Origin of the sequence: Nonomuraea sp. B5E05, from assembly GCF_039880665.1 — a bacterium.
Taxonomy (GTDB): Bacteria; Actinomycetota; Actinomycetes; order Streptosporangiales; family Streptosporangiaceae; genus Nonomuraea.
Map to the genome: position 1 here is coordinate 26,359 of NZ_JBDPMJ010000012.1, position 23,923 is coordinate 50,281.

The following is a 23,923-nucleotide window of genomic DNA, read 5'->3' on the forward strand; positions in this document are numbered from 1 at the left end:
CGTCCCTCATCTCAAGGGTGACGGCTACCGGGTGGTTTCACAAAGGGTGGAAGGGAAAGTGCGGTGTGCATTCAGGCCAGGTCGGACGGGATGAGGCTGTAGACCACCAGGTCGTCGCCGCCGAGCGAGGCGCGGGCGACGCCCTCGCGGACGAAGCCGGCCTTCTCCGCCACGCGCTGGGAGGCGGTGTTCGGCACGGCCACGCGCAGCTGGAGCCGGTTGAAGCCGTGCTGCTCGAACAGCCAGCGCGCGATCGCGAGCACGGCCTCGCCCGCGTACCCCAGGCCCCGCGCCCGGGGGGCGGTCATGTAGCCGATCTCCGCGGTCCGGTGGGACCAGTCGACGTCTCTGAGGTCCACGGTCGCGGCGTAGCGGCCGGTCTCCTGCTCCACCGCGGTCCAGGCGATGCCCGCGCCCCTGATCCGGGTGCGCTCGCAGAAGTCGATGAACTCCCGCGCGTGCTCTTCGGTGTAGCCGCGCGGCACGCCCGTCCTGGCCTGGGTGACCGGGTCGGCGGCCGTGACGGCCAGGTCGGGGACGTCGCCGGTGGCGGGCGGCCTGAGCAGCAGCCGTTCCGTGCGCAGCTCCGTCCTGGGCAGGGTGTCGGAGGGGATGCGGCGGTCTTCGCGCAGCAGGCCGAACATGACGAGGTCGTGCGGGCCGTCGTCGTCCAGCACCGCGGCACGCAGCACGCCTTCCCAGGTGAAGCCCGTTTTCTGGGCCACGCGGAGCGAGGCGATGTTGTCGATGTCGGCGGTCAGGTCGATCCTGCGCAGTGCGGTGGCCTCGAAGGTCCAGGCCACCAGCGCGCGTACGGCCTCCGTGGCGAGGCCACGACCGCGGTAGAGCGGGTGGACCCCGTAGCCGACCTCGGTCGTGCCGGCGCTCCACGAGGTCTTGAACAGGCTGATGGCGCCCACGACGAGGCCCTCGGCGTCGATCATCGCCAGGTGGATGCCCTGCCCCGAGCGGCGCAGCTCGTGCACGCCCCTGGCCAGCCAGGCGGGGACGCCGGAGGCCCTGTCGGGCGCGCCCGGCGGCAGGAACCGGGAGTGCGACTTGACGATGGCACGGATCCGCGCGGCGTCCTGGAGGCCGAACGGCCGCAGCGTCAGCCGTTCCGTGGCGATGCTCACGTCGGGATCGAACACCCTCGGCAGGGTACACACTCGCGATGTTTGCCCACGAAAGCAGGGGTAGGGGCGCAGTTGAGAGGAGTGAGAGAACCATGGAACGTGGGAGCGACAAGCACGGTCCCCGGCTGGACGAAGAGCAGAAGCACGAGACCGAGGGCATGATCCGCGGCGGTGGCACGACGCACGCCGAGGAGTGGAAGGAGCCCGAGGCCATGCCCGCACCCGGCGAGGAGTCGCAGTCGTACCCGCCAGGACACGAGCCCGGCACCCCGGAGGGCATCACGCAACGGGGGGTCGACGTCCGCAGCGATCTTGCCAAGTGGCTGAGCGACGCGCACTGGCCCGCGTCGAGGCAGGACCTGGCGCGGCACGTCGCACGTGTGGACGCGCCGGACCAGGTGGCCGACATGGTGGACTCCCTTCCGGAGCGCCGCTTCACGAATGTGGCGGAGGTGGCGGAGGCGCTCGGGCTCGGCGTGGAAAAGCGGAGGTGGTGACGTGCGGCTCGACCTCATCCGCCCGCTGTACGAGCGGAAAGGCCCGTACGCCTCGGTCTACCTGGGCGCGTTCACCATCCCCGAGCGCAAGGCCCAGTGGCGCAGCCTGCGCGACCGGCTGGAGATGAACGGCGAGAGCCGCAAGGCCACCCTGGACGCCCTGGAGGAGGAGGCACGCCTGGCCACGCCGGGCCGGGCGCTGTTCGCCGCCCACGGAGACGTGGTGCTGGCCGAGCCCTTGGCGGAGCCGCCTCCCCTGACGGCTCTGTGGTCGCCGCTGCCGTGCGTCACGCCCATGCTGGCGCGGCGTGGCGAGAACGTGCCGCACATCCGGGTGATCGTGGACCACGCGGGGGCGGAGGTGACGGTGTTCGGCGCCGGGTCGCCGCGCAGGACCGTCGTGGAGGCGGCCTCGTGGCCGCTGCAGAAGACCTCTCAGGGCGGCTGGTCGCAGAAGCGCTATGAGCGGGCGGTGGACGAGACCTGGGAGAAGAACGCCGTGGCCGTCGCGCAGGAGGTCGACGAGCAGGCGCGCCGCATCGGTCCCGAGCTGATCCTGGTGGCGGGCGAGGCCAAGTCGCGCTCGTACCTGCTGCAGCACCTCGGCACCAAGACCGCCGACAGGGTGCTGATGGTCGAGCACGGCAGCCGCTCCAACCACGGCCAGTTCGAGGAGGACGTGGAGCGGGCGCTGGACGGCTGGCTCGACCGCAAGCGGGCCGAACTGCTGGAACGTCACCAGGAGACGGACGGGCCGACCGGGATGGCGAGGGTCGCGCACGCCCTGCGCGAGGGCCGGGTGCAGGCCGTGCTCACGCCCGGCGAGCTGCCGAAGCCGGTCTGGATCGGCGAGGGCGGCACCCAGCTCGCCACCGACCCGGACGAGCTGCGGCGCTGGGGCGTGCCCGAGCCCGTACGGGAGCGCTCCGACTCCGCGCTGGTCAGGGCCACCGCGATGACGGACGCGGAGCTGTGGTTCACCGACGCGGTCGCCGACGTGGCGGCCGTGCTCAGGTACTGATGATCACTTCGAGCGTTCTGGGGCCGTGCACGCCTTCGACCCGGTTGAGCTCGATGTCGCTGGTGGCCGAGGGGCCGCTGATCCAGGTGAGCGGGCGCGACGGGTCGAGCCGGGCGACGGCCTCCGGCACGCCGGCCACGATCTGGCCGGCCCGCACCACGCACAGGTGGTAGTCGGGGATGAGCGTCTGCGCTCTCGTTCCCTGCCCGGGGCCGTGGTCGAGGACGATCGTGCCCGTCTCCGCGATGGCCACGGCGCACCCGGTGACCACGCCGTCGGCCGTGCCGAGGTCGGTCCAGCCGCCCGCGCGGTCGAAGCCGTCGGGGACGATCATCCGCCGGTCGCCGGCGAGCTCGTCGATCCTGCCGGGCACATCCCCTTCGGGGATGACGTGCACGATCGCGCGGTAGTCGTCGACGCGCTCGGCGAACAGCCCCACGAGATCGTCCACCCGCTGGGTCGTGCGGTAGCCGCGCGGGATCTGGACGTCCTCCGCGCCCGCCACGGCCCGGCCGATCCTGGCGAGGATCTCGTCACGCGCGCTCATCCGGCCCTCCTCGCTCCCACCAGTCCCTGAAGGACTCGGCCGGGATCTCGGGGAGATCCCGGGTGTCCGTCCACGCCGACGCCGGCCCCGGCAGCCGTTTCGGCAGCAGCCCGCGCAGGCGGGTGGCCGCGCGCTGGGCCCTGGCGAGCCGTACGTGGTCGTTGAGTATCCAGCCGGCGACCTTCATGCCCGCCCGCTCGGCGGCCGCGTGAGGGGCCTTGGAGCGCAGGTCCACCAGGACCTCCGGGATGTCGATGGCGACCGGGCAGACGTCGTAGCAGGCCCCGCAGAGGCTGGAGGCGAACGGCAGCGACGCGTCGAGCTCGGACGACATGCCCCTGAGCTGCGGGGTGAGGATCGCGCCGATCGGGCCGGGATAGACCGAGCCGTAGGCGTGGCCGCCCGCGCGCTCGTAGACCGGGCAGACGTTCAGGCAGGCCGAGCAGCGGATGCAGCGCAGCGCCTGGCGGCCCACCTCGTCGGCGAGCACGTCGGTGCGGCCGTTGTCGAGCAGGACCAGGTGGAAGTCCTGGCCTTCGACGGCGCCCGTCCACATGCTCGTGTAGGGATTCATCCGCTCGCCTGTGGAGCTTCTCGGCAGGAGCTGGAGGAACACCTCGAGATCTCGCCAGGAGGGGAGGAGCTTCTCGATCCCCACCACGCTGATGAGCGTCTCGGGGAGGGTCAGGCACATGCGGCCGTTGCCCTCCGACTCCAGCACGACGAGAGTGCCGGTCTCGGCCACCATGAAGTTCGCGCCGGAGATGGCGACCTTGCTTCTGAGGAAGCGTTCACGCAGGTGAAGCCGGGCCGCCTCGGTCAGCGCGGGTGGGTCGTCGGTGAGGTTCTCCGGGACCTCGGGCATCTTGTCGAGGAAGATCTCCCGGATCTCCGACCGGTTGCGGTGGATCGCGGGGACCAGGATGTGGCTGGGGAAGTCGTCGCCGAGCTGGACGATCAGCTCGGCGAGGTCGGTCTCGTACGCCGCGATGCCCTGCTCGGCCAGCGCCTCGTTGAGCCCGATCTCCTGGGTGGCCATCGACTTGACCTTGACGACCTCGCGCTCGCCCGTGGCCCGCACCAGGCCGGTGACGATGCGGTTGGCCTCGGCGGCGTCCCTGGCCCAGTGGACGGTGCCGCCCGCCCTGGTCACCGCCTCCTCCATCATGACGAGGTAGCGGTCGAGGTTGCGGAGCGTGTGATCCTTGATGGCCTTGCCGGCCGCGCGCAGCTCCTGCCAGTCGGGCAGTTCGGCGACGACGCCGGCGCGCTTGCCGCGAATGGTGTGGGTGGCTTTGCGGAGGTTGTAGCGGAGCTGGGAGTTCTGTACGGCCTGCGAGGCGTTTTTCGGGAAATTTCCGGGCATGCCGAGGAACGTCGCACTCATTGGGCCTCCTCCGTCGATGCGAGGATCTCGGCCAGGTGCATCGTCCTGACCCCGGTCCTCTGGCGGCTCAGGGTGCCGCCTATGTGCATCAGGCACGAGTTGTCCGCCGCGCAGATCACCTCGGCCCCCGTGTCCAGGATGTTGCGGGTCTTGTCGGCGCCCATCGCGGCGGAGACGGCCGGGTTCTTGACGGCGAACGTGCCGCCGAAGCCGCAGCACTCCTCCGCGCCGGGCAGCGGCACGAGCTCGAGCCCGCGGACGTTCCGCAGCAGCCTGGCCGGCCGGTCACCCAGGCGGAGGCCGCGGAGCGAGTGGCACGTCGGGTGATATGTCACCCGGTGCGGGAAATATGCGCCTACATCGTCTTTCTTCAGGACGTCGACCAGGAACTCCGACAGCTCGTACACCTTCGGCGCGACCTCGGCGATCGCCGCCGCTCCCCTGCTGCCCGGCCGGGCCAGCTTCGGGTACTGCTCGCGGACCATGGCCGCGCACGATCCCGACGGCGCCACGACCGCGTCATATCCGGCGAAGACCTCGGTGAAGTGCCGCGCGAGCCGCACGCCCTCCTCCCGGTAGCCGGTGTTGACGTGCATCTGCCCGCAGCAGGTCTGGGCGGCGGGGAAGTCCACGTCGCAGCCGAGCCTGCGCAGGAGCGACACGACGGCCTTGCCCGTGCCAGGGAAGAGCGTGTCGTTCACGCATGTGATGAACAGGGCGACTCGCACAACTCTCCCTCTGAGGTATGGTCCGACCACAGTATGGTCAGACCATATCGAACCACACTCTTTCCGGCCACCATGGGGAGGTTCCGTTGGACGACGGCGGCTGGCGTCCCGTGAAGCGGACGCGAACGTTCGAGGACGTGCTCGCCCAGATCGAGCGGCGCATCGCGGAGGACGGCCTCACCGCCGGCGACCGGCTGCCCGCCGAACGCCAGCTGGCCGAGCAGCTCGGCGTCAGCCGGTCGTCCGTACGCGAGGCCATGCGCGTTCTGGAGTCTCTCGGCGTGGTGTCCTCGCAGGTGGGGCGGGGCCCCGACGCGGGCGCGGTGCTGACCTCCCGCCCCGACACGGCGCTGACCGACCTGCTCCGGCTGCACCTCGGCATGGCGGGCCTGGAGCTGCGCGAGGTCATCGACGCCCGGCACATGATCGAGCAGTGGGCAGCCTCCCACGCGGCCTCGGCAGGGGCCGGCACGGCCGCCCTGGCCGCCGCGGTTTCCGGGATGGACGGGGCGAGAACGGCGGAGGAGTTCGTGGAGCACGACACCGCCTTCCACTGCGCGATCGCGGACGCGTCCGGCAACCGGCTCATCGCGGCCATCATGCGCTCGCTACGCGACTCGATGCGGAGGTACGCGGTCGAAGCGGTCGAACACCTAGGGGACACCGCGATCCTGCGCGCGGGCCACGTACGCATCCTGCGGGCCATCGAGGCCGGCGACGCGGACGAGGCCGCCAGGGCGGTCTCGGAGCACCTGGCGCACGCGTATCCGTCGTTGTTCGATCACTGAGCCATGTCCGCCTGCCGGCAGGTGGCGCCCGAGCAGGCCGTCATCGCCTGCAGCCGCCGCTCCAGACCGGCCACCAGCGCGGGATCGGCGCTCCCCGCGAGATTGTCCAGCTGGTACGGATCCTCGTGCAGGTCATAGAGCTGCCGCTCCCCCGTGTCGTACCGGACATAGGTGTACTGCTCCGTGCGCAACGCCCGATAGCCCGGCACCGGGGTCTGCCGGGCCGACGCCCTGTCGGCCGGCCTGGCGAACTCGACGAGCACGTTCCTGCGCCACTGCGCCGGCGGCCGGCCTTCGAGCAGCGGCACCAGCGAGCGCCCCTCGGCGAACGGCGGCAGCGGGGCCCCGCCCAGCGCGGCGAACGTCGCCGGCAGGTCCACCACGGAGGTCAGCGAGGAGACCCTGGAGCCCGCGGCCACGCCGGGGCCGCGGACGACGAGCGGCACCCTGACCGCCTCTTCGAACGGGGTGGTCTTGCCTCGCTTGAGCCGGTGAGTGCCCAGGTGGAAGCCGTTGTCGGAGGCGAAGAAGAGGTAGGTGTCGTCGAGCTTGCCCGACTCGCGCAGGGTCTTCACCAGCGAGCCGACGAGGTCGTCCACGCCGAGCATGGCCCGCAGCCTGGCGCGGAACCGCTCGTCGATCCGCTCCTCGCCGGCCGGCCCGATCCTCGGCAGCTCGCGCACCCACAGCGGCTCGCGGCTGACGTCCTTCTGGTCGAACGACGGGGTCCGCGGCGCCTTGGCGGTGGGAAAGGCGCCGGCGTGCCGGGGCGCGGGGTTGGCCGGGTTGTGCGGCGGGATGGGCGCCAGGTAGAGGAAGAACGGCTGCTTCGACTTCGTGACGAAGTGGCGGGCCTTGCGGGACAGCACGTCGGTCAGGTAGTCGTTCTCCGACCAGCCGTAGTCGGCCACGCGGCCGTTCTCGTTGAGCCGGTAGCCGTACTCCTGGTAGAGCTCGCGCACCGGCACGGCCCACTCGTCCCAGCCGGGCGGCACGTACGTCTCCTGGGCCGTGGCGCCGGGATAGTGGTTGAGATATTTACCCATGAGGGCGGTGCGGTAGCCGGCCTGCTTCATCCAGGTCCCCACGGTGGAACGTTCCAGACCTTGCCAATGGAAGCGGTCGAACCCGCCTTCCGGTGCGGTGTTGGTCCATACGCGATGGCTGTGGACGTACTGCGAGCGCAGCGTCGACGCCCTCGACGGGCAGCACCAGGGATTGGTCGCGAAATACCGCTCGAACGAGGCGCCCCGGTGGACGAGATGCCGGGTGATGTTCGGGAAATAGCCGAGCGTTCCGGTGTCGAGGTCGTCGGCCAGCACGAACACGATGTTCGGCCGGGAGCCGCCCTCGGCCGTCGCGATCCCGCCCGCCGGCAGGAGAAGCAGCAGGCAGACGAGTCGTGACAGGGCCTTCAGCACAGGCTTCCACTTCCCCTGAGATGTCCATTGACACGGAGAAGCTCCCCGGAGTGAATGGAATCTATCTCCGGAGGTGGATCATGAAGCTCGGCCTGAATCTCGGTTACTGGCAGCGCGGCGCCGACGACGCGACGGAGTCGGTGCTCGCCGCCGAGCGGCTCGGTTACGACTCGGTGTGGACCGCGGAGGCGTACGGCAGCGACGTCTTCACCCCGCTGGCCTGGTACGGCGCTCGCACCAGCCGCATCAGGCTGGGCACCTCGATCGCCCAGATCTCGGCCAGGCCGCCCGTCACGACGGCGATGACGGCGATGACCCTCGACCACCTCACCGGCGGCCGGCTGCTGCTCGGCGTGGGCGCGTCGGGCCCGCAGGTCGTGGAGGGCTGGTACGGCCAGCCGTTCGCGAAGCCGCTGGCCAGGACCCGCGAGTACGTCGAGATCATGCGCAGGGTCTGGCGCCGCGAGGAGCCGGTCACCAGCGACGGCCCGCACTACCCGCTGCCGCTCGCGGGCGGGCTGGGCAAGCCGCTCAAGCTCATCACCCATCCGCTCCGCCCCGACATCCCCGTCTACCTGGGGGCGGAGGGCCCGAAGAACGTGGCCCTGGCCGCCGAGGTCGCCCAGGGCTGGCTGCCGCTGTTCGCGTTCCCCTCCAAGATCGAGGAGATGTACGGCGCTTCGCTGGCGGGCGCCCCCGAGGGCTTCGACGTGGCGGCCATGGTGATGGTGGTGATCTCCGACGACGTCCGCTCCGCGCTCGACGGCGTGAAGATGATGCTGACCCTCTACATCGGCGGCATGGGGGCGAAGCAGCGCAACTTCCACGCCGACATCATCGGCAGGATGGGATACGCCGAGGCCGCCGAGCACATCCAGTCGCTCTACCTCGCCGGGAAGAAGGACGAGGCGTTCCGGGCGATCCCGGACGAGCTGGCCGACGGCATCTCGCTCGTCGGCCCACCCGGCCGGATCAAGGAACGCCTGGAGCTCTGGCGCGCCAGCCCCGTCACGAGCCTGCTGGTCATGGGCCCGCGCGACGAGCCCTCGCTGAAGCTGGTGCGCGACCTCGTGCTGGACTGACCCGCCCTACGGGCGCGCCGGTCAGTCGGGGCGCGGCGCCGGGTCGGTGGTGACCGACCGCAGCAGCGGCCGGCTCAGCGCCCCCGCCCCGATCACGCCGGCGAAGCCGACCGCGACGCAGGCGAGCAGCGTGACCGCGCCCACCGTGCTGATCCCGCCCCCCATGAACGGCGTCGCGCAGAACACCCCCACCAGAATCGCGCCGCCGCCCATCACCGCCAGCGGGATGAGCGTCTCGGCGCGGCGGGCCCTGTCGAGCACCTCCAGCGGCGTGCCCGCCAGGCGCAGCAGCCCGTACGTCTGCCGCCGGTCCAGGATCGCCGACGCGGCCGTGATGCCGGCGCTGGCGATGGCCACGAGGAACGACACCGACAGCACGACGACCGTGCCGACGCGGACGTCGGCCAGGATCTGCGCGCCGAACCGCTGGTCGTCGTCCTTCGTCGTGGGGGTGCGGCCCGGGACGAGCCCGGCGAGCGCGGTGCGCGCCCGATCGACGGTCGCCGCGTCGGCGGTGCTGCCCAGAGCCGCGACCACGACGCCGTCCGACGCCTTCACGGTGGCCGGCACCTTGGCCGTCACCAGCCGCTCGCGGGCCTGCTCGGTCACCCTCGCCGCCTGCCCGGCGGGCGCGGTGACCCGGAGCTGGGGCGGACCCGCCCCGTCCTCGAACGCTCCCGGGCTGAGCAGGCCGAGGAAGCCCGCCACGAACCCGGTCAGCGCCACGCCGCTCACCGTGCGCCAGGCCGAGCGCGGGTCGTCCACCAGCCGCCGGCCGGCCAGCAGCCGGGCGGGCCCGCGCGCGCTCGCGGCCGTGATCCTGCCGATCATGCCGACGACCCAGGGGCCGGCCAGGTTGACGCAGAGGAACGCCAGGCCGAGCGCCGCGGCGACGATCGCGACGCTGGAGTCCCGGCTCAGCATGGGGAACACGGCCAGCGCCGCCAGCAGGGCGAGCACCCGTACGAACCGCATGGCGGGCGGGGTCTCCCGCCTGGCCACGCCGAGCGGGCTCACCACGACGCGCCGCAGCCCGATCACCGCGGAGAGCCCCACCAGCAGCGGCACCGCGACCAGCACCGCGGCCCAGACCAGCGGGCCGGGGAACAGGTCCGCGGCGAACCACGGGCCGCCCTGCATCTCGATGCCCGCCAGCAACGGCACGGCCAGGGCGAACGCGACCGTCCCCACGAGGGCGCCGGCCAGCGCGACGATCATCGCCTCCGCCACGGTCATGGCGACGACCTGCCCCGGCGTCGCGCCGACCAGGCGCAGCGCGGCCAGCCGCTGGTCACGCCTGGCCACGGTGAGCCTGGCCGCGGCGCCGCCGAAGACCAGCAGCGGCACCACCATGAGCACGCTCGCGATGAGCGCGAGCACCCGGTACGCCTCCGAGTCCTCGCTCGGCGTGCCCGCCACGTCGGCCACCTTGACCGGCGGCTTGGCGATGACCCAGTCGGCACTGCGGGCAGCGGTCAGCGCGGGGGCGTCAGGCTCGTGGCCGACGACGGCGACGAGCTCGTCCGAATGGATCAGCGCCTCGTCGCCGAGCAGGCCGGCGGGATCGGGGTACCGGCCGGCGAGCTCGGCCGCGGGCAGCCGCGCGGCCAGCTCGGCCAGCGCGGGTGAGAGCCACACCTCGCCAGGGGCGGGGAAGCGCGGCATGCCGGGAGGCGCGGACGCCCGGCCGAGCGCGCCCAGGTCGACGACGGTGATCGCCTGGTCGCGTACGTAGTCGAAACGGGACGCCTGGACGGCCACCGCGCCGGACGTCGCGGGGACCGGGTTGCGCCAGGCGCCGCGCTCGCCCCTGGCCTCGAAGGCGAAGTTCGCGGCCACGGCGAACAGCAGCAGCGCCGTGGACACGGCGACGGCGCCCAGAGTGAGCCAGGTGCCGAGCATCCCCTTGCCGCCGCCCTTCAGCAGCCGCCAGGTCAGGCCGAGGTTCACGCGCGCACCCCGTTCGGCAGGATCAGGCCGTCGCGCACCTCGACCGTGCGGTCGCACCACGCGGCCACGTCCGGGTCGTGGGTGACGACGATCAGGGAGGCGTCGTTGTGCTTGGTCGCCTCCGCGAGCAGCCGCATCGTGTCGTGGCCGGTCCGCTGGTCGAGCGCGCCCGTGGGCTCGTCGGCGAACACCACGGCCGGCCTGCTCACCAGCGCCCTGGCGATGGCCACCCGCTGCGCCTGGCCGCCGGACAGCTCGCCGGGCCGCCTGGTCTCCATGGACCGCAGGCCGAGCGGCCCGAACCACTCGCGCGCCCGGCGCACGGCCTGCGCTCGCGGCACCCCGTCCAGCATGAGCGGGAGCGCCACGTTCTCCTCGGCGGGCAGTTCCGGCAGGAGCTGGCCGAACTGGAAGACGAAGCCGAAGCGGGTGCGGCGCAGGGCGCTGCGCCGGCGCTCGGACATGGCGTCGATGCGCTGGCCGAGCAGGTGCACCTCCCCCGAGTCCGGTTTCATGATCCCGGCCAGGCAGTGCAGGAGCGTCGACTTGCCGGACCCGCTCGGGCCCATGATCGCCACGGCTTCGCCGGCTCGTACCGTGATGTCCACGCCGCCCAGGGCGACCGTCTGCCCGAACCTCTTGGCCAGGGCTCGTCCAACAAGTACGTCGTTCATGGCGTCCAGCCTCGGGCCGGCCGGGGGTGCGGCGGATCGGCCGGGCGGCCAGGACCGCATCGGCCGAACGGCCGATCTCTAGAGTTGGTGCGTGACTATTCGGGTTCTCATCGCCGACGATCAGCAACTGGTACGCACCGGCTTTCAGATGATTCTGGACGCACAACCGGACATGGAGGTCGTGGCCGCGGTGGCCGACGGCGCCGAGGCCGTCGCGGAGGCCCGCCGGCTCAGGCCCGACGTGTGCCTGCTCGACATCAGGATGCCCAAGCTCGACGGCCTCGAGGTGACCCGCCTCCTGGCCGGCCCGGGCGTGGAGAACCCGCTGCGGGTCGTCATCGTCACCACCTTCGACCTGGACGAGTACGTCTACGGAGCGCTGCGCTCCGGCGCGACGGGGTTCCTGCTCAAGGACAGCGGGCCCACGCTGCTGATCGAAGCCGTCAGGGCCGCGGCGGCGGGCGACGCGCTGGTGTCGCCGTCGGTGACCGTACGGCTGCTCCAGCACGTGGCCCAGCCCCGGCGGGCCCTGGCCCCCGTGAACGACCCGCTGACCGGGCGCGAGCTGGACGTCGTGCGCCTGATCGCCAGGGGACGCACGAATCAGGAGGTGGCCGCGGAGCTGTTCGTGTCGCTGTCGACGGTCAAGACGCATCTGGGCAGCATCTTCGCCAAACTCGGCGTCAGGAACCGGGTGGAAATCGCGGCGTGGGCGTGGGAATCCGGCGTGGTGAGCTGATTAAGCGAAGGGCTGGCGGGATACAAGTGAATCAGAACCTCAGCGCATGGCCCGGGGGGAGAACAACGTGCGCCACACCCAGGCATCGCCCGCGAGAGCCGCCTTCGCCGTACACGTGACCTTGGTCGCCCAGGTCCTCTCCCTCGGCGCTCTCGTGATCTTCGAGCAGGCGCGGGGCCGTGACCTCGCCGTCCAGCTCGCCACGTTCGGCGGCCGGCCGACCGGGGCCGACGCGGAGGCCGTGGTCGGGGCGGTGACGGTGTTCGCGGTGCTGATGATGCTGGTGGCGGGCACCTCCATCGCGGTCGCCGCGGCCTACCTCACCTGGCTCGTGCGGGCCAGGCAGGCCAACGACCGCTCGGCCGCCACCGGTCCCGTGGCGGCCGCCTGGCTGATCCCCGGCGTCAACCTGATCGCCCCCGTGGTGCTGGTCGACGAGGTGTGGCGCGGCGCCCGGCCGCCCGCCGGCCGCCGCGGCCGGTGGCTGGCGCTGCTGACGGGCTGGTGGCTGAGCTGGCTGGCCATGCTGGCGCTGGTGACCGTGCGGCTGCCGCTCGGCTCGTCGGAGCTCGACCTGACGGGGGTGGGGATGCTCGAGCTGTCCTGCTCGGCGCTGGCCGCCCTGCTGTGCGCGGCCACCGTACGCGAGCTCACCCGGCTCCAGCGGGCTCCCCACGTTCCCCGGCCGGCGGAGCCCGGCACCGTACGCGCCTTCGCTCCCCAGCCCCGCCCGGCCTCCGGCTCCACCCCGATCGGACGCGCCGGCTAGAACCGGGGCGGAAGCTCTAGGCGGCGGTGGGGCCTGAGCTGCCGGGGCTGGCGTGCCAGAGCCGCCTGGGCGGTTCGGTGACGGCCGGGCCGAGGTCGGAGTAGGGCGAGAGCCTGAACCCGTTGGCATATTCGATGGCGTGGCCCCCGACCCCAGCGCGGTCGTCCGGGGTCCGGGTGATGACGGCGCGGACCGCCTCGATGCCCTGGGAGCGCCAGAGCGCGTCGAGATCCACCAGGTTCCAGCAGTCGACCGCGCGCATCGACACCGCCCGCCTGCCCGTGCGCCTGACCACTCCCCTGGCCAGCATGAGCCACGAGCCGAACACGATCGACGCGCACCGCCCCTGCACCGACTCGAAGAACGTCAGGTCGACCGGCCCCGTCGAGTCGTCGAGCGTGGCGAAGATGACCCGCTGGCCCGAGCGCACGGCAGGCGTCTGGGTCGCCACCTTGACCCCCGCGACCAGCACCTCCGCGCCGTTGCGCTGGGCGAGAAGATCTCTGGAACGTACCACTCCGAGCGCGTCGAGCAGCTCGTCGTGGAAGCTGATGACGTGCCGGCTGACGTCGATGCCCAGGATCTCCAGCTCGGCCTCGACCATCTCGGTCTCCGTCATCTCGGGCAGCTCGCCCGGCGGTAGGTGCTCGCCGAAACCGAGCGGGAGCTGCACGGACGGGTGTTCTTCCCGGGAGGGCGGGGCGGCGTAGCGCCTGGACCTGCGCGGGCCCGCCCGCACGCCGATCGCCGAGGCCCGGTCGAGCGCGCCGACCTGGGCGATCAGGTCGCGGCGGGTCAGCTCGCCCGGACGCCAGCGGGGCCCGCCGGGGTGCAGGTCGTGGAGCGCGTCCAGGCCGCCGACCTGGACGATCCGCTCGATCGTGGGCCGGGAGGGCCGGGCGCGGTCCCAGAAGTCGGCCAGCGAGGTGTACGGCTGGCCGGCGACCATCCGCTCGACCTCCGCCTCGCTCACCCCCTTGACCGCCGAGAACGGCACCCGCAACGCGTACCCCTTGCCGATCTCCTCCTGGCGGAAGCCCCGCCGCCTGGCCGGGCCGTCGCCCAGCTCGGACGGGCGCACGCGCACCCGCACGCGCGGCCCGAGCCGCTCGACCAGCCAGTCTTTGCCCGACCGGTTGACGTCGAGCGGCAAGATCTTGACGCCGCACTGCCTGGCCTCGTCGATGATGACGCGCGGTGGGTACATGCCGGGCTCGTGCGTGAGCACGCCGGCGAAGAACGCCGCCGCGTGGTGCCGCTTCAGCCAGGCCGACTGGTAGGTGGGCAGCGCGAACGCCGCCGCGTGCGCCTTGCAGAACCCGAACGCCCCGAACGCGTCCAGCACCTTCCAGGCCCGCTCGACGGCCGCGTCGCCGAACCCGTTGGCCCTGGCCATGGGCACGAACGTCCTGCGCACCCGCTCGCGCCCCTCGGGGGTGTCCAGGGTGCGCCGCAGCAGCTCGGCGAACGACAGGTCGCGCCCGGTCATCACCGAGATGATCTTGAGTACCTGCTCGTGGAACACCACGACGCCGTGCGTCTCCTTCAGCGCCCCCCGCAGCCTCTCGTGCGGGTAGTACGGCTTGCGCCACCCGTGCCTGGCCTCCAGGTAGGGGGTGACCATGTCGGAGTTGACCGGGCCGGGACGGAACAGCGAGATGTCCACGATCAGATCGTGCATCCTGCGCGGCTCCAGCTTGGCGACCAGCTCGCGCTGCCCGGGCGACTCGATCTGGAAGCAACCGAGGGTGCGGCCGGCGCTGATCATGTCGTAGGTGTCCTGGTCGTCGTGCGGGACGTACTGGGCCTCCGGGTCGTCCCCCCGCTGGGTGTCCAGCTCGACCACGACGTCGTCCACCCGCTTGATCTCGCCCAGCGCGTACGCCAGCGCCGACTGCATCCGCACGCCCAGCACGTCGAGCTTGAGCAGCCCGGCCTCCTCGACGTCCTCCTTGTCGAACTGCGACATCGGGAACTCCAGCAGGCTGCGCTCCACCGGTGTCCTGTCGCGCAGCCCCGCGTTGCCGACCAGCACGCCGCACGGGTGCAGCGCGATGTGCCTGGGCAGGCCGTCGAGCTTCTCCGCCAGCCGGAACACCCGCTCCAGCCCCGCGTCGCCGAGCCGGCTCTCGCGCAGCTCGGGCAGGTCGTTCAGCGACGCGGTGATCTGCTTGGCCCTGATGTGCGGGAACGCCTTGGCGATGGCGTCGATCTCGTGCGGCGGCAGGCCCATCGCGCCGGCGACGTCGCGGATGGCGCTGCGCGCCCGGTAGGTCTCCATCATGGACACGCAGGCCACGCGCGCCTCGCCGTAGCGCTCGAAGATGGCTTTGTAGCAGTCGAGGCGGCGGGCCGACTCGACGTCGATGTCGATGTCGGGCAGCCCGATGCGGCCCTCCGACAGGAAACGCTCCATGAGCAGGCCGTGGCCGAGCGGGTTGACCTCGCCGATGCCGATGAGGTGGTTGACCAGGCTGCCCGCTCCCGAGCCGCGGATGGCGCAGCGGATGCCCATGCCGCGGATCATGTCGGTGATGCCGGCCACGGCGATGAAATATCCGGACAGGCGCTTCTTCTCGATGATGGCCAGCTCGTCCTGGACGCGCCGCCTGGCGTCGGCGGAACGGTCGAGGCCGCGCGCGAGCAGGCCGTCCTCGACGCGGTGGCGCAGCAGCGGCACCGGATCGCGGCCGATCTCGGGCAGGTGCAGGTCGGGCGGGTCGTTCCGGAGCGCGAGCAGCCGGCCCGGGTCGATCGCGCACGCCTCGGCCAGCCGCCTGGTGGTGAACAACACCTTCGCCACCCGCTCCTGGTCGGCGCCGCAGACCTTGGCCGCGACCTGCGCCATCTCCTTGCCGCTCTTGAGGTAGGCGTGGGAGGTGGTGCGGTCGAGGTGGCGAGGGTGCAGCGGGACGAGCTGGCGGGCCGCGTCGAGCACGTCGCCGACCTGATGGTCGGCCGGATCGAGGTAGCGGGCGGCGTTGGTCAGCACGGCCGGCACGCCCATCGACTCGGCCAGCCCGAGCATGCGCACGGCCGTGATGGCGTCGCGGAAGCCGTACTGGTCGACCAGCTCGATCACCACGCCGGGCACCGCGGCGCGCCACAGGCCGAGCAGCGTCCTGGCCTGCTCGTCGCGGCGTTCGGCCACCGCGCGGCCCACGTCGGACCTGGGGCCGAGCAGCACCACGAGCCCGTCGTCGGCGCCGAACCCGTGCTCGCCGCCCGGCTCGCCCGCCCACTCGCCGGCCAGCTCGCGGGTCAGCCTTGGCTCGCCCCGCTCGCCGGCGTGGTGGGCGGCCGTGACCAGGCGGCACAGGCGGGACCAGCCGCCCCCGCGGGCCAGCACCGTGACGCGGTCCTCCGCGCCGGGGCCGGTCCTGGGACGGCGGGGTGGTGGGAGCCCCGGCAGCAGGCTGGGCGGCGGGACGTCGAGCGCGAGGTTCACGCCGAGCACCGGTGCGATGCCCGCCTCGGCGCACGCCTGGACGTGCTTGATCGCGCCATAGAGCCCGTCGCGGTCGGTCAGCGCCAGGATGTCCATGCCGTGCTCGGCCGCCCGGCTCGCCAGCGCGCGCGGGAAGGCGGTGCCGTAGCGCATGGAGTAGGCCGAGCACACGTTGAGGTGCGGGAACGGGGGCGCCATCAGTCCCACGCCCTCAGCAGCAGCCAGCCGTTGCCGGCGGTGTCGTAACGCAGCTCGTAGGAGCCCGCCTCGCGGCCGGGGCCCGCCTCGACCCGCCAGAACCGGCGCTCGCCCGGATCGCCCTCGCCGGTCTTCCACCACTCGCGCGCGACCACCCAGTGGTCGAGGATCCGGCGCACGAGATAGAGGCGGTCGCGCCAGACGAACTGGGTCGGCTCCCCGTCTCTGGTCCACACCTCTATCGGATCGCCATAGAGTCTGCTCAAGACGCTTCTCCCCGCGGCTCTGGTCTGTATGTGGAGCCGCCCGGGGGAAGGCGGGCGCTTACCTCTCGAACATATGTTCTCAGCGCCCGAAACGCAAGTCGTTCGCCCCTGCCCCCGAGGCGGCCCTTCTTCCCCCGTACGGGGGAAGGGAACCCCTCCCCATGGGGAGGGGCGGGCCGGCGGGGCCGGCGCAGGATGGCGGCCATGAGGAAGCTCTCAGTCGCCCTCGCGTCCGTGCTCCTCTACGGAGGGCTCCGGGTCCACTGGCAGCTCGGGCACATGCCGCAGCGCCTGTCGCCGATCGGTCCCGACCTGGTCGTCCTCACCGGCTGGGGAGCCGTGGCCCTGTGCGGCGCGGCGGCGGCGACGCTCGCGGTCATGATGACCGTCCGCCCGTCCGCCCCGGCCAGGACGGCGCTCGCCGCCGTGGCGTGGGCGGTGGGCGGCGCGTTCGTGGTGTCGGGGGCCCTGCTGCTGCTCGACGTCGTCGGCACGGTCGTCCCCGGGTCGGGGATCCCGGTCTATCCGCTGGGCGCCGCCAGTAAGGCGGCCTGCGTCGGCTGCGGGGTGCTGGTGTGGCGGGCCGCGCGGGCGTACCGGCCAGTGGAGCTCGGGAAGCTGGACCACACGCCGCTCTGGGCGTACGCGGGCGCCTACGCCGCCGTCGGCGGCTTCCTGGCGCGGGCCGCGGCGCAGGTGGCGGTCGGCTTCGGGAGCACGCCCTTCGCGGGTGGGACGGCGGTGTTCGAGACCGGGCTCCTCCTGGGTGGGACCGTGTTACCGCTGGCGCTCGTGCACCGGTGGGGGCGGGTGTGGCCGCGCTGGGTACCCGGGCTCGCCGGCCGCTCCGTGCCGCGCCGGCTGGTGTTGTGGCCGGGCGTCGCCGTGTCGGGCGGGCTGCTCGCGTACTTCGGGGTCGGGCTCGGGCAGATGGTGGCCGAACGGCTCAGCGGGCGCGTCCCGTTCGGCGGGGGCGGCCTGCCGGAGGCGTTCTACTGGGTCGCCGTGCCCGCCTACCTCGTGTGGGGCGCCGGGCTGGCGGTGGCCGCCGCGACGTACGCGCGGCGTACACGGGATTTGTACGGATCTACGCCGAGCAGGCCGGTATCGGTAAGCTAGCGCGGCGTGAGCGGTGAAACATCCCAGATCGGACGCTACCGGCTGCTGAACGTCCTGGGCCGAGGCGGGATGGGCACGGTCCACCTGGCCGAGGATCCCGCCGGGCAGCGCGTCGCCGTCAAAGTGATCAACCCGGAGCTCACCCAGCACGAGCAGTTCCGCATGCGGTTCCGCCGGGAGGCCGACGCGGCCCGGCGGGTGCGCAGGTTCTGCACGGCCGCGGTGATCGAGGCCGCTCTCGACGGCGACCAGCTCTACGTCGTCACCGAATACGTGCCTGGCCCCAACCTCGAGGAGGCCGTACACCGGTCAGGGCCGCTGCGCGGGTCCAGCCTCGACGCGCTGGCCGTCAGCGTCGCCACCGCGCTCACCGCCATCCACGGCGCCGGGATCGTGCACAGAGACCTCAAGCCGTCCAACGTGCTGCTGTCCCCCGTCGGCCCGCGGGTGATCGACTTCGGCATCGCGCGGGCGCTCGACACGCTCGGCGGCGTCACGGGCACCGGCGAGCTGGTCGGCACACCCCGCTACATGGCCCCCGAGGTGCTGCGCGGCGATCCGGTGTCGCCGGCCTGCGACGTGTTCTCGTGGGGGTGCCTGGTGGCGTACGCGGCCAGCGGGCGGGCGCCCTTCGGCGGCGACACGCTGCCGTCGATCGTCTACCAGGTCCTCAACACCGAGCCGAACCTCGACGCCGTCGAACCCGGCCTGCGCGAGCTGGTCGGGGCCGCGCTGCGGAAGGACCCGGCCGCCCGGCCGACCGCGCAGCAGCTGCTCGACCATCTCGTCGGGCGCTCGGCCGCGCCGGAGCAGGCGGCGCAGACCGTACAGGTGACCTGGCAGCAGGCCGCCACCACCGCCTACACCGGCGTGCGGCCGGGCGCGGCGAAGGGGCGTGGCAAGCTGATCGCGGGGATCGCGGCGGCCACGGCGCTGGTCGTGGCCGGCGGGGTGACCGCGTGGGCGCTGCTCGGCCCCGATGGGCCGCCCGACGACCTGCGCGTGCTCTACCGCGAGGACTTCACGCAGACCACCGGCGGCTGGAACGGCACCTACGACCCGGACCAGAGCTCCAGCTACGGATACCGCACGGACGGCACCTACGGGCTGGACGTGGAGAAGTACAACGAGGAGCGCTGGGCGGAGGCGCCCATCCCCTTCCTCATCGCCGAGCCCACGACCACGCCCGACCCCTCGGCCACGCCCACGCCGATGTTGCCGTCGTCCGTCGTGGTCGCCGTCACCTCCGAGGTCAAGAAGTCGGCGGGCGCCGGCGAGTACGGCGTCTACTGCCACAACCCCGAGGACGACACCTACTACGAGTTCGGGCTCGACACGAAGGGGCAGGCCAGGATCCGGCGCATCTTCGACGGCGCCGGCGGCACGCTGGCCCAGCCGGTGCAGGTCGACGGGCTGCCCGGCAAGCCCGCCCGCATCGTGGCGTCGTGCGAGCAGCGGGGGACGGCGGTGCGGCTGACGATGTGGGTGAACGACCAGCGGGTGCACCAGGTGGACGACCCCAACGGGCTCGGCAACGGCCATGTGGGGTTGTTCGCGCGTACGGCGAAGGACGGCACGTCGCTGCTGAAGACGACGTTCGACGACTTCGAGCTGCGCGCCCAGAAGGAGCCCTGAGCGCGCCCATCCAGCGGGCCGTGGCCTGGCTTCAGAGGACGCCGGCGCGGGCCGCGGCGAGCGCGGCGTCGGCGGCGCGGTCGGCGTCCTGCTCGGTCACCGGCTCGTGCGCGACGAACAGCCGGTAGTAGACGGGGGCGACCGCGACCCTGATCACCTCGCGCACGTCGATGAGGTCGGGCAGCTCGCCCCGCGTGATCGCCCGCCGGACCACCTCGGCCGACTGCTCGTGCCGCGCCTCGAAGAACTCGTGCAGCGCCCGCGCCGCGCCGGGATTCTGCATGGCGGCCGCCACGAACGCCGACGAGACCGGCCCCAGCTCCGGATCGTCGAACCCGGTGCGGACCAACTGCACGATGCCCCGCAGATCGCCTTCGATCGAACCGGTGTCGGGGACGGGCCACGGCTCGTCCGTGGCCAGCTCGAGAGCGTCGGAGATCAGCCCTTCGACGTTGCCCCACCTCCGGTAGACCGTCGTCTTGTGCACCCCTGACCGCTCGGCGATGTTCTCCACCGTCAAGCCCGCGTAGCCGCGCTCGCCCAGCTCGGCGAGCGTCGCCCTGCGCACGGCGTCGCGCACGCGCGCGCTCCGCCCTCCTGGACGCTTGTTCGACTGCAAAATCTACTCCAGTTGCATTAACTGCTCCCCGCATGCCACACTAAAGCTACAGCAGTTGCGATTGGAGTTCTATCCTGATCAGCCTCCGCAAAGTTTCCAAGGCCTACGGCGACCGTGCCGTGCTCGTCGACGCGTCCATGTCCGTGGGCCCCGGCGAGCGGGCGGGCGTCGTCGGCGACAACGGCTCGGGCAAGTCCACGCTGCTCCGGCTGCTGGCCGGGGTCGAGGCGCCCGACGACGGCGAGGTCACCGTGCCCGACGACGCCGGCTACCTCGGCCAGACGCTCGGCCTTCCGCCGTCCCACACGGTGCAGCAGGCGATCGACGCCGCGCTGGCGGGTCTGCGCGCCATGGAGCGCCGGATGCGCGAGCTGGAGTCGTCGCTCACCGACGAGGTGATGGGCGAGTACGGCGAGCTGCTCACGGCGTACGAACTGCGCGGCGGCTACCAGGCGGACGCGCGGGTGGACAAGGCGTTCCACGGGCTGGGCCTGGCCCACGTGGGCCGCGACCGGGTGTTGTCGAGCCTGTCGGGCGGCGAGCAGGCGCGGCTCGGCCTGGCCTGCGTGCTGGCGGCCTCGCCCCGCGTGCTGCTGCTCGACGAGCCGACCAACCACCTCGACGCGCCGGCGCTCGCCTGGCTCGAAGACCGCCTGCGCGAGCACAGGGGCGCGGTGGTCGCCGTGTCCCACGACCGGATCTTCCTCGACCGGGTGGCGACGGCGGTGCTCGAGGTCGAGCGGGGCGCCATCACCCGGTTCGGCGGCGGCTACACCGGTTTCCTCGCCGCCAAGGCGGCGGCCATGGCGCGCTGGGAGCAGTCCTACGCGGCGTGGTGCGAGGAGGTGCGCCAGGTGCGCGAGCGCGCGGCCACCACCGCGCACCGGGTGGCCGCCGGGCGGGTGATGCGCGACAACAACAAGGTGGCCTACGACCGCGACGCCGGGCGGGTGCAGAGCTCGGTCGCCAGCCGGGTCCGCAACGCCCACGAGCGGCTGCGCCGGCTGGAGGCCGACCCGGTCCCCCGCCCGCCGGAGCCGCTGCGCTTCCGCGGCACCTTCGGCGGCGCGCCGGCGGCGCACATCCCTTCCGGCCCGGCCGGGACCGCGGCGGGCGGGCATGAGACCACGCCGACGGCACACCTCTCCTCCGGCCCGGCCGGGACCGCGGCGGGCGAGCATGGCGGCGCGGTGGCCCACGTGGTCGTGGAGCTGCGCGACGTGCGGGTCGGCGAGCGGCTGCGGATCGATTCGCTGACGATCAGGGCCGGTGACCGCCTGCTGGTCCGGGGCCCCAACGGCGCGGGCAAGTCCACGCTGCTGCAGACCATCGCCGAGCACGCCGGGTGCAGGGTCGGGTTCCTGCCGCAGGAGGTCACGTTCGACCCGGGCCAGACCGTGCTCGACGCCTACGGCCTCGGCTACGCCGACGAGCGCCGGGCCGCCCTGCTGGCCACCGGCCTCTTCCCGCCGCACACCCTCGGCCAGAAGGTGGGCGCCCTGTCGGTCGGGCAGCAGCGCAGGCTCGCGCTGGCCAGGCTGCTGGGGCGGGAGCACGACCTGCTGCTGCTCGACGAGCCGACCAACCACCTGTCGCCGGTGCTGGCCGAGGAGCTGGAGCAGGCGCTCGACGCCTACGACGGCACGCTCGTCGTGGTGTCACACGACCGCGCCCTCACCCGGCGCTTCCGAGGCGACGCAATCGAACTCATGGGGGGAACCATATGTTGACCAGGATCAGTGCCGGCGCACCGTACGGCATCACGACAGGGACGGACGGAGCCCTGTGGTTCACGCTCGTCCACGAAGGGCGCGTCGGCAGACTGGTGCCCGGCGAGGAGCCGGTGATCCACCAGCTCGACCCGGCCGACGGCCTGCCGACCGTGATCACGCCGGGGCCCGACGGAGCCCTGTGGTTCACCGAGGGCAAGGGCGGGCGAGTCTGCCGCATCACCGCCGACGGGCAGGTCACGGCGCACGCGGCCGACTCCCCCTACGGCATCGTCGCCGGCCCCGACGGGGCCATGTGGTTCACCCAGATGCAGAGCGGCAGGATCGGGCGCATCGCGGCCGACGGGACGCTGAGCGAGTTCCAGGTGCCGGTGGAGGGCGGCATGCCGGCCCTGCTCACGGTGGGGCCCGACGACGCCCTCTGGTTCACGATCAACCAGGGCAACGCCATCGGCCGCGTGTCGATGGCGGGCGAGGTGACCGTTCACCCGCTCCCCACGGAGGGCGGCGCACCGGTGGGCATCACGCTGGGGCCCGACGGGGCGCTCTGGTTCGTGGAGATCGGCGCGGGCCAGATCGGCCGGATCGACACCGCGGGCGACATCAGCGAGTTCGCCCTTCCCGACCGGGAGGCCCGCCCGCACGCCATCATCACCGGCCCCGACGGCGCCCTCTGGTTCACCGAATGGGCCGCCGGCCGCCTCGGCCGCATCACGGTCGACGGCGTCATCGACCACCATCCGCTCCCCTGCCTTCCTGAGGATCTCGCCCAGGAGCCTGACGGCGTACGCAAGGGCGAGCCACACGGGCTGACGGTCGGGCCCGACGGGGCGATCTGGGTGGCGCTGGAAGCGGGCGCCCTGGCCCGCATGACGACCGCGTGACCTGATCACATACCGGCACCACACCGGGGTGCCTGACCACCCGCCCCGGCCGCCGTCAAGGCGTGCGAGTCGCTGTTGCCGGCCGGTTCCGGGTTGCCGGGCGCGCGCGCTGCTCCGGCAGCCCCGTCGCCCCACGACTGAAAGGACCGGTTTCGTCGCCGATAGGGCGGGGCGCTCCGGCACGAGGCAGACCCCGGCTGGCCCGGAGTGGTGGCGACGGAGTTGACTAGGGGCATGCATGCCATCGTCATCTCCGCCCAGGGCGGCCCAGAGGTTCTGGAATATGTCGAGCGTCCCGACCCGGTCCCGGGTGAGGGCGAGGTCGTGGTCGATGTCGCCGCCAGCGGGGTCAATTTCATCGATATCTATCACCGCTCCGGCGCGTACCCGCTGGAGCTCCCCACGCCCATCGGCTCGGAGGGCGCGGGCACGGTCTCGGCCGTGGGGCCCGGGGTGCGAGACGTCGCCGTGGGTGACGCCGTGGCGTGGGTCAACGTCATGGGAAGTTACGCCGAGAAGGCGGTGGTGCCGGCGGGCCGGGTGGTGCCGGTGCCCGACAGCGTTCCCACCGACGTGGCGGCGGCGGCGATGCTCCAGGGGATGACCGCCCACTACCTGACCCACTCCACCCACGAGGTGCGTGAGGGCGACCAGGTCCTGGTCCACGCCGGAGCCGGCGGCATGGGCCAGCTGCTGATCCAGCTGGCCAAACTCAAGGGAGCCAAGGTGTACACCACGGTCTCCACCAGCGAGAAGGAGAAGGTGGCCAGGGAGGCGGGCGCCGACGAGGTGCTGCGGTACGACGACTTCACCGAGGCCCTGCGCGGCAAGATCGACGTCGTGTACGACGGGGTAGGGAAGGCCACGTTCGACGGCGGGCTGGAGGTGCTGCGGCCGCGCGGCCTCATGGCCCTGTACGGCGCCGCCAGCGGCCCGGTCCCGCCGCTCGACCCCCAGACGCTCAACAAGCAGGGCTCGCTCTTCCTCACCAGGCCCACCCTCGTGCACCACGTCGCGGCACGCGAGGAGCTGCTGTGGCGCGCGTCCGACCTGTTCGGCTGGATCACGGCGGGGCAGCTCGCGATCAACATCTCGCGCCGCTACCCGCTGGCCGAGGCGCGGCAGGCCCACGAGGACCTCGCGGCCCGCCGTACGACGGGCAAGCTCCTCCTCCTGCCCTGACAGACCTGCACATCGCCGAACCGAGGTGGCCGCCTGGACCTGGACCTGGACCTGGACTTCGTCCGCGGCGCGGTGCACGAACCGTGAGCGCCCTCACCCTGGT

Annotated in this window: 21 protein-coding genes; 11 read left to right on the plus strand and 10 right to left on the minus strand. The window is 72.5% G+C overall.

Annotation, left to right across the window (positions count from 1 at the left end; translation table 11 throughout):
- Window positions 1-71: 71 nt before the first annotated feature.
- Window positions 72-1,151: a GNAT family N-acetyltransferase gene (locus tag ABGB01_RS22885; protein WP_347775574.1), complete on the minus strand. Its 1,080-nt coding sequence runs from the start codon at window positions 1,149-1,151 to the stop codon at window positions 72-74.
- Window positions 1,152-1,228: 77 nt separating this feature from the next.
- On the opposite strand from ABGB01_RS22885, the gene ABGB01_RS22890 reads away from it, so the two are divergent.
- The gene (locus ABGB01_RS22890) at window positions 1,229-1,633 is read left to right on the plus strand and encodes a DUF2795 domain-containing protein (protein ID WP_347775575.1); all 405 of its coding nucleotides are present in this window, start codon (window positions 1,229-1,231) and stop codon (window positions 1,631-1,633) included.
- Window position 1,634: 1 nt separating this feature from the next.
- Window positions 1,635-2,654: a Vms1/Ankzf1 family peptidyl-tRNA hydrolase gene (locus ABGB01_RS22895; RefSeq protein WP_347775576.1), complete on the plus strand. Its 1,020-nt coding sequence runs from the start codon at window positions 1,635-1,637 to the stop codon at window positions 2,652-2,654.
- On the opposite strand, the gene ABGB01_RS22900 is transcribed toward ABGB01_RS22895, so the two are convergent.
- Genes ABGB01_RS22900 through ABGB01_RS22910 form a run of 3 tightly spaced genes read right to left on the minus strand, consistent with a single transcriptional unit; the run spans window position 2,644 to window position 5,316 of the window.
- The gene (locus tag ABGB01_RS22900; RefSeq protein ID WP_347775577.1) at window positions 2,644-3,201 is read right to left on the minus strand and encodes an LUD domain-containing protein; all 558 of its coding nucleotides are present in this window, start codon (window positions 3,199-3,201) and stop codon (window positions 2,644-2,646) included. The genes ABGB01_RS22895 and ABGB01_RS22900 overlap by 11 nt on opposite strands.
- The gene (locus ABGB01_RS22905; protein ID WP_347775578.1) at window positions 3,188-4,588 is read right to left on the minus strand and encodes a lactate utilization protein B; all 1,401 of its coding nucleotides are present in this window, start codon (window positions 4,586-4,588) and stop codon (window positions 3,188-3,190) included. Before ABGB01_RS22905 ends, ABGB01_RS22900 begins: the two co-directional genes overlap by 14 nt.
- Window positions 4,585-5,316: a (Fe-S)-binding protein gene (locus ABGB01_RS22910; protein WP_132506954.1), complete on the minus strand. Its 732-nt coding sequence runs from the start codon at window positions 5,314-5,316 to the stop codon at window positions 4,585-4,587. Before ABGB01_RS22910 ends, ABGB01_RS22905 begins: the two co-directional genes overlap by 4 nt.
- Window positions 5,317-5,426: 110 nt before the next feature.
- Here ABGB01_RS22910 and ABGB01_RS22915 point away from each other — a divergent pair, with 110 nt between their 5' ends.
- Complete coding sequence (locus ABGB01_RS22915; protein ID WP_347775579.1) at window positions 5,427-6,104, plus strand: FCD domain-containing protein; 678 nt, start codon at window positions 5,427-5,429, stop codon at window positions 6,102-6,104.
- Here the strand turns inward: ABGB01_RS22915 and ABGB01_RS22920 are convergent.
- Window positions 6,098-7,525, minus strand: a complete 1,428-nt coding sequence (locus ABGB01_RS22920; protein WP_347775580.1) for a sulfatase — start codon at window positions 7,523-7,525, stop codon at window positions 6,098-6,100. The two genes, ABGB01_RS22915 and ABGB01_RS22920, sit on opposite strands and share 7 nt — an antisense overlap.
- An 80-nt stretch (window positions 7,526-7,605) precedes the next feature.
- On the opposite strand from ABGB01_RS22920, the gene ABGB01_RS22925 reads away from it, so the two are divergent.
- Window positions 7,606-8,607: an LLM class F420-dependent oxidoreductase gene (locus ABGB01_RS22925; RefSeq protein ID WP_347775581.1), complete on the plus strand. Its 1,002-nt coding sequence runs from the start codon at window positions 7,606-7,608 to the stop codon at window positions 8,605-8,607.
- A gap of 21 nt (window positions 8,608-8,628) precedes the next feature.
- Here the strand turns inward: ABGB01_RS22925 and ABGB01_RS22930 are convergent, their stop codons facing one another.
- Entirely contained in the window at window positions 8,629-10,557 is a 1,929-nt protein-coding gene (locus ABGB01_RS22930) for an ABC transporter permease (protein ID WP_347775582.1), read from the minus strand.
- Window positions 10,554-11,231, minus strand: coding sequence for an ABC transporter ATP-binding protein (locus ABGB01_RS22935; protein ID WP_347775583.1), 678 nt, complete (start codon window positions 11,229-11,231; stop codon window positions 10,554-10,556). Before ABGB01_RS22935 ends, ABGB01_RS22930 begins: the two co-directional genes overlap by 4 nt.
- Before the next feature lie 91 nt (window positions 11,232-11,322).
- Here ABGB01_RS22935 and ABGB01_RS22940 point away from each other — a divergent pair, with 91 nt between their 5' ends.
- Complete coding sequence (locus tag ABGB01_RS22940; protein WP_347775584.1) at window positions 11,323-11,970, plus strand: response regulator transcription factor; 648 nt, start codon at window positions 11,323-11,325, stop codon at window positions 11,968-11,970.
- Between the two features lie 46 nt (window positions 11,971-12,016).
- Window positions 12,017-12,739, plus strand: coding sequence for a DUF4328 domain-containing protein (locus tag ABGB01_RS22945; RefSeq protein WP_347775585.1), 723 nt, complete (start codon window positions 12,017-12,019; stop codon window positions 12,737-12,739).
- 16 nt (window positions 12,740-12,755) lie between these two features.
- Here ABGB01_RS22945 and dnaE read toward each other — a convergent pair whose 3' ends face one another.
- Together dnaE and ABGB01_RS22955 are read right to left on the minus strand one after the other, a co-directional pair.
- Window positions 12,756-16,385 (minus strand): DNA polymerase III subunit alpha, encoded by a 3,630-nt coding sequence (dnaE, locus tag ABGB01_RS22950; RefSeq protein WP_347775586.1) that lies wholly within the window; start codon window positions 16,383-16,385, stop codon window positions 12,756-12,758.
- On the minus strand, window positions 16,385-16,651 hold the full coding sequence (locus ABGB01_RS22955) for a DUF6504 family protein (RefSeq protein ID WP_347623870.1): 267 nt from the start codon (window positions 16,649-16,651) through the stop codon (window positions 16,385-16,387). The genes dnaE and ABGB01_RS22955 overlap by 1 nt, the downstream gene beginning before the upstream one ends.
- Window positions 16,652-16,855: 204 nt before the next feature.
- Between ABGB01_RS22955 and ABGB01_RS22960 the strand changes: the two genes are divergently transcribed.
- On the plus strand, window positions 16,856-17,770 hold the full coding sequence (locus ABGB01_RS22960; protein WP_347775587.1) for a hypothetical protein: 915 nt from the start codon (window positions 16,856-16,858) through the stop codon (window positions 17,768-17,770).
- A 6-nt stretch (window positions 17,771-17,776) separates the two neighbouring features.
- Window positions 17,777-19,405, plus strand: coding sequence for a protein kinase (locus tag ABGB01_RS22965; RefSeq protein ID WP_347775588.1), 1,629 nt, complete (start codon window positions 17,777-17,779; stop codon window positions 19,403-19,405).
- Window positions 19,406-19,436: 31 nt separating this feature from the next.
- Here ABGB01_RS22965 and ABGB01_RS22970 read toward each other — a convergent pair whose 3' ends face one another.
- Entirely contained in the window at window positions 19,437-19,985 is a 549-nt protein-coding gene (locus tag ABGB01_RS22970; RefSeq protein ID WP_347775589.1) for a TetR/AcrR family transcriptional regulator, read from the minus strand.
- Between the two features lie 158 nt (window positions 19,986-20,143).
- On the opposite strand from ABGB01_RS22970, the gene ABGB01_RS22975 reads away from it, so the two are divergent.
- From ABGB01_RS22975 to ABGB01_RS22985, 3 genes are all read left to right on the plus strand, one after another.
- Window positions 20,144-21,754 carry an ABC-F family ATP-binding cassette domain-containing protein gene (locus tag ABGB01_RS22975; protein ID WP_347775590.1) on the plus strand — a complete coding sequence of 537 codons (1,611 nt, stop codon included), beginning with the start codon at window positions 20,144-20,146 and terminating at the stop codon, window positions 21,752-21,754.
- On the plus strand, window positions 21,748-22,638 hold the full coding sequence (locus tag ABGB01_RS22980) for a virginiamycin B lyase (protein ID WP_347775591.1): 891 nt from the start codon (window positions 21,748-21,750) through the stop codon (window positions 22,636-22,638). Before ABGB01_RS22975 ends, ABGB01_RS22980 begins: the two co-directional genes overlap by 7 nt.
- Before the next feature lie 234 nt (window positions 22,639-22,872).
- Entirely contained in the window at window positions 22,873-23,820 is a 948-nt protein-coding gene (locus tag ABGB01_RS22985) for a quinone oxidoreductase (RefSeq protein ID WP_347775592.1), read from the plus strand.
- Window positions 23,821-23,923 lie beyond the last annotated feature (103 nt).